The 5,263-nt window shown below is 59.0% G+C and carries 8 protein-coding genes and 1 pseudogene; 6 read left to right on the forward strand and 3 right to left on the reverse strand.

Features of this window, described 5'->3' with window-relative positions; translation table 11 throughout:
- From IBX54_RS12110 to IBX54_RS12135, 6 genes and pseudogenes are all read left to right on the forward strand, one after another.
- Positions 1-213 (forward strand): annotated as a pseudogene (locus IBX54_RS12110) (hypothetical protein); the annotation flags it as partial.
- Positions 214-405: 192 nt separating this feature from the next.
- On the forward strand, positions 406-618 hold the full coding sequence (locus IBX54_RS12115; RefSeq protein WP_296542909.1) for a hypothetical protein: 213 nt from the start codon (positions 406-408) through the stop codon (positions 616-618).
- Between the two features lie 93 nt (positions 619-711).
- On the forward strand, positions 712-1,398 hold the full coding sequence (locus IBX54_RS12120) for a DUF3489 domain-containing protein (RefSeq protein WP_296542910.1): 687 nt from the start codon (positions 712-714) through the stop codon (positions 1,396-1,398).
- Positions 1,399-1,499: 101 nt separating this feature from the next.
- Positions 1,500-1,859: a hypothetical protein gene (locus tag IBX54_RS12125; protein ID WP_296542911.1), complete on the forward strand. Its 360-nt coding sequence runs from the start codon at positions 1,500-1,502 to the stop codon at positions 1,857-1,859.
- A 96-nt stretch (positions 1,860-1,955) separates the two neighbouring features.
- Positions 1,956-2,153 (forward strand): hypothetical protein, encoded by a 198-nt coding sequence (locus IBX54_RS12130; protein ID WP_296542912.1) that lies wholly within the window; start codon positions 1,956-1,958, stop codon positions 2,151-2,153.
- A gap of 16 nt (positions 2,154-2,169) precedes the next feature.
- Entirely contained in the window at positions 2,170-2,385 is a 216-nt protein-coding gene (locus tag IBX54_RS12135; protein ID WP_296542913.1) for a hypothetical protein, read from the forward strand.
- Here IBX54_RS12135 and IBX54_RS12140 read toward each other — a convergent pair.
- From IBX54_RS12140 to IBX54_RS12150, 3 genes are all read right to left on the reverse strand, one after another.
- A complete protein-coding gene (locus IBX54_RS12140) occupies positions 2,352-2,597 on the reverse strand; it encodes a hypothetical protein (protein ID WP_296542914.1) in 246 nt (81 codons plus the stop codon). The two genes, IBX54_RS12135 and IBX54_RS12140, sit on opposite strands and share 34 nt — an antisense overlap.
- Positions 2,594-3,880 (reverse strand): site-specific DNA-methyltransferase, encoded by a 1,287-nt coding sequence (locus IBX54_RS12145; protein WP_296542915.1) that lies wholly within the window; start codon positions 3,878-3,880, stop codon positions 2,594-2,596. Before IBX54_RS12145 ends, IBX54_RS12140 begins: the two co-directional genes overlap by 4 nt.
- The coding region (locus tag IBX54_RS12150; RefSeq protein ID WP_296542916.1) for a site-specific DNA-methyltransferase at positions 3,877-5,263 on the reverse strand (1,387 nt) is incomplete at its 5' end. The genes IBX54_RS12150 and IBX54_RS12145, both read right to left, overlap by 4 nt.

Genomic DNA, 5,263 nt, shown 5'->3' on the forward strand with positions numbered 1-5,263 from the left:
CAGCTCGAACTCATCGACTTGCTCGATCAGGCTCAACACCTGCTCAGAAGCGCCCCGGGCATGACCCGCGAGCGCGCACAGAGCTACTGGCTGGCACACGCGCGCATGGCCATCACCAAAAACCACGGCTATCTGGGTGGCTCCATGGTGGACATGGAAGACACCATTGACGAGTTGGAAAACGCAGACGGCGAGGACGACGAAGAGTCCTGAGCAAGACGAAAGTGCGGTCAGCCAAACTGGCTGCGCTCAGGCATTGCAGCAGGCATTCAAAACAGCGTCAGATCGAAGCAACTGTAAAAACAAATTCAAAAAAGATTCAAAAAAATGTTCGAAATTGACTTGGCTTCTCAATCACACAGCGCGTTACTAGAGGCATCGCAACACACCAAACAGGACAACGACATGAACACCACCACCCTCGACCAGATTTTTGCCCTGATCGCTCAAAAGCATCTTTTGATTGAGACGCTCGAAACACGCAACTCAGACAGCCTTGACTTCCACGACGTCGCAGTCTGGAACGTGCGCCAAGCACTGGAAGCCGCCTTTAAAGCCGGGGCTGAGTTAGGTGCCTCCATGCCAAAGGCCACAGAAGCAGAAATCGCGCAGGACTGATTGTTGGACGCTGCCAAGCGAAAAGAGCTTGGCTTGTCCGCAAAACAGCGCGCGCGTCACATCGTCTTAACCACCACCCCGAAGGAGCCTCAAATGAGCAACATCACACTGACCACCACCCAGCACGCCATGCTGGACCATGCCATCGGCCACACAGAAGGTCGCATCGACTGGTTTCCAGAAAACGTCAAAGGCGGCGCACGCCAAAAGGTTCTGCAAGGACTTTTCAATCGCGCGCTGATCACGCCCCACGGCCAAGACTGGCTCGTGGCTGCCGAGGGCTACGACGCCCTGGGATGCGCCAGACCCACGGCTTGCATGATCGTCCCAGAGCCGGAACTCGACGCAGCCGTGAATGAAGCAAACAACAACGCCACGGCTTGCCACGAAAGTCTGGCTGGCACCAACGCCCCAGCTACTCAAATCAATGCCACACAGGGCCAACCTGCGCCAACAACTGGCGCATGTGAGCAGCCCGACGATGCAGCGCAGGAAGCATTCAATCGCGCCGTCGAATGCGCCAAGGAAGGTCTTGCGATCCGGGTGGCGCACGAGCAGGTCATCGCCAATGTGCTCAAGCGCGAGAGCAAGCAGGCCACCATCTTGCAGATGCTCAACCACCCGCAGGGGGCAACGATTGCGCAAATCTGCGAGGCAACCGGATGGCAAGCGCATACCGTGCGCGGCACATTTTCCGGCGCGCTCAAGAAGAAACTTGGCCTGACCATCACATCCAGCAAACCCCAGGGTGGCGTGCGCACCTACCACGTCTCGTTCTGAAGCCTCGATCAAATAGAAGCCAAATCAGCTTGGCTTCTATTGCAAACAGCGCGTTCATAGATGTGTCGCGATTGACGACAAACTTTTGAAAGGATTTTGAAATGACCACCATGACCATCACCATTGAGCGTACACCGCGCACCTTCAGGATTGGCACCGACACCCTCCAAGTCGAGGAGTTGAGTATCACCCTGCCCTTTGCCCGCAAGCCTTGCAACCTGAGCAAACTCGGCGGTGACCAACCTGAAACAATTCTTGTCACTGAAACCCGCGAGATGAGCACCGCAGAATTTGACGAGTTTGCCGCCAACCTGTTGCGCTCGCGTGACTGGCTTGATGGCAAAGGTGGAACCACGCAAGTGGGAACGCTCTGCGTCGAGGTCTGCGCCCCTGGTCGCCCTTACCTCTACATCAACCCAGAAGGTTCAAACTACGCGCGCTACGTGGCGCGTCTGGGATAAATAATTGATTGAAAAATAGTTCGAAATTGACTTGGCTTCTCAAGCAAACAGCGCGTTACTAGAGGCATCGCAACGAACCACCCGAAGGAGATGAAGATGACCACCACCCAGCAAACCGCCCTCGATGCCTACCTCCAGCGCAACGCCGCCATTCGCAGCAAGATCGAAGCCCTGCAGCAACTGGCGGATGATCACTTTGGCCATGACCCCGACACCATCCACTGGGGCCACGTCGGTGACCTCGGGCGGGTCGATGCCGGATTGGATGAGGTGCTGGCCATTTTCAACAACTGACCGTAACAGGATCAACATGGCCTGCGCACCCGTCAACCAAGGCATCCAAGCCAACTACGACACGTTCATGCGGGAGTTGACCCAACTCTCGCGCCTGTACGGTGTGGCCATCCAGTCGGTGGGTGGCGTCATCCTGGCCGACACCCAAGGCGAGTTCGCCAACATGCGCTATGTGACCGACATCAGCAGCGGTGATCTCTATCCGGAATTTGCAGACACGCGCAAGGACTGACGCACACGCCAGGCCTCAAACGCGCGGCGGAGCAAGTAGCTCCTGAGCAGAGAAACTGCAGTAAACACCAGCCCAATGGTCAGGTTGTCACGCAGCGTGGCGTGCAGACCAAACAGCGGAAACACCAGCACCTGCGTCATCACCGCCACGCCGTAGCCCACCAGCACGTTGGTCACGGCCTCCACCAGCGACATCGCGCGCGACTGCTTCACAGCGCCACCTCGGCATCCACTTCATCGGCAGCATCCACCGCGCCGAGCAGGTCATCGAAACGCACGCCATCGGCTTCGCGCACCGCCTGCGCCCCAGCGTATTCCTGCCAACGGCGAACAATCACATCGACGTACTTCGGATCAAGCTCCATCAGGCGTGCCGTGCGGCCTGACTTCTGCGCAGCAATGAGCGTCGTGCCAGAGCCGCCAAACGGGTCGAGCACCACGTCACCTGGGCGGCTGGAGTTGCGAATGGCGCGCTCAAGTACTTCAACTGGCTTTTGAGTCGGATGAAGTTCATTCTTGTGCGGCTTCTTGATCTGCCAGACATCGCCCTGGTCCCGGTCACCACACCAGTGGCGACTCGCCCCTTCGGGCCAACCGTACAGAATCGGTTCGTACTGGCGCTGGTAGTCCGAGCGGCCCATCGTGAAGGTGTTCTTGGCCCAGATGATGAAGGTGGACCACTTGCCTCCGGCCTGGCGAAACGCTGCTTGCAGCACATCGAGCTCACTCGACGACATGGCCACGTAGACCGCGCCGGTGCAGTTGGCCATGATGGGTTTGAGGGCCGCCAGCAGGAAGTCATAAAAGCCGTCGCCCAAGTTGTCGTTGATGATGGCGCGGTCTTTGCCGCGCATCTTGTCCTTGGCGCTGTTGGCGTAGTTGACGTTGTAGGGCGGATCGGTGACCGTCATGTCCGCCTCTTTGCCTTGCAGCAGCACCTCATAACTCTTGGCATCGGTGGCATCGCCACACAGCACACGGTGGCCACCGAGCAGCCACACGTCGCCAGGGCGCGAGATGGCTGCCTCTTGCACTTGAGGTACCTCATCGTCACCGGTTTGGCCCGTGTCGCCTTCCTCGCCCTCGAACAGGTCGGCCAGTGCGTCCTCATCAAAGCCGGTCAGCGACAAATCAAAATCGTCATCGCGCAGGGCATCGAGTTCCACCCGCAGCATCGCATCGTCCCAGCCTGCGTTTTCAGCAATGCGGTTGTCCGCAATGATCAGGGCTCGGCGCTGGGTGGGTGTCAGATGTTCGAGTACGACCACCGGTACAACATCGAGCCCGAGCTTTTGCGCGGCAGTCAATCTACCATGGCCCGCCACGATGATGCCGTCACTGCCAGCCAGAATGGGGTTGGTAAAGCCAAACTCCACGATGGACGCAGCAATCTGAGCAACCTGTTCATCAGAATGGGTGCGGGCATTTCTGGCGTAAGGCAGCAATTTGGCGATCGGCCACTGCTCGATTTTGTTGGCCAGCCAGGATGCACTCATGGATTTACCTCTGCGGGTTCAATTGTTGGGGTTGCTCGCGCGAGTCGCTCTGCGGCGACTGCATTGAAGCTCTGGCCGGTTGATGCGAGCGTCACCGGCACATCGGGAAAGTTTTGCTGGAAGCGCTTGATGGCTACGTCCACGTACTGCGGCGCGATTTCAATAAGTCGGCACTGGCGACCACTGCGCTGCGCGGCCAGCATGGTTGTGCCGCTGCCGCAAAATGGCTCGAACACAATGTCACCGGCATCCGAGTACGCTTCCAGCACGAACTGGGGCAGTGCCACCGGAAACACCGCCGGGTGATCAATGTCCTGACCGATCTTGCCCTTGTGGCGCATGATGCGAATCACCGAGTCAGCGATCTTGGTGTCCTGGGTGAGCGTGCCTGCGTGGTTCCAGCCGGTCTTGCTGCCATCCTTGTTGCGCATGCCACCGGCGCTGGTGCCGTCACCGCGCAGATGGGTGTCGCGCCCAGCGTAGATACAAGGCACGTTTTTGTTGGGTCTGCGCACCTCGGAGTCCTTGCGGTTGAAGTGAAATACGAACTCGAACGCGGGAGCCAGGCGGCCATTCCAGTCACCGGGCAACCCCGGGCCCTGATCCCAGACGTACCAGCCAAAACGCCGCCAGCCTTGTTGGCGCATCCAGTTCATCCACCCATCCCAGTAAGGCACCACTTCCTGCTCGCGGTGGATAAGGCCCAGGTTGACCAGCAACTGTCCGTTGGCGGCCAGCGGCACTCGCGCAAAGACGCTGCGCATGAGCGCGTCCCAATCGACGATGGTGTTGGTGTAGTCACGCTGGTTGCCGTAGGGCGGCGAGGTAAAGCACAGGCTGGCTTTTTCGGACTGCATCAAGGTGGCTATCACTGCCGGGTCACCGGCGTCCCCACAAATCAGACGGTGCGCGCCGAGCAACCAGATGTCAGCGGTTCGCGATACCGGGTTGACCGGCGCGTCTGGTACATCGTCACCGGCGTCAGGTGCATCTTCGGACTCGCCATTGCCTGCTGAATCGTCACCTGCATCGCCATCGATGTGCTCGGCCATCATGGCTTCGATCTCGTCGTCATCAAACCCGGTCAGCGCCAGGTCGTAGCCGGACTCGCACAACTCGGTGAGTTCGAGGGCCAGCATCTCTTCATCCCAGCCTGCCAACTCTGCGGTGCGGTTGTCGGCGATCACATAGGCGCGCTTCTGGGTGGGCGACAGGTGTGCCAGCTCGATCACCGGCACCTCGGTCAGTCCAAGCAAGCGCGCACCCGCGAGCCTGCCGTGTCCGGCTATCACCCCGTTCTCGCCATCGACCAGAATCGGATTTGTCCAGCCAAATTCAGCAATGCTCGCTGCCACTTTGGCAATCTGCTCTGGGCTGTGGGTA

Origin of the sequence: Rhodoferax sp. (genome assembly GCF_014859475.1) — a bacterium.
In the GTDB taxonomy this organism is placed as follows: domain Bacteria; phylum Pseudomonadota; class Gammaproteobacteria; order Burkholderiales; family Burkholderiaceae_C; genus Rhodoferax.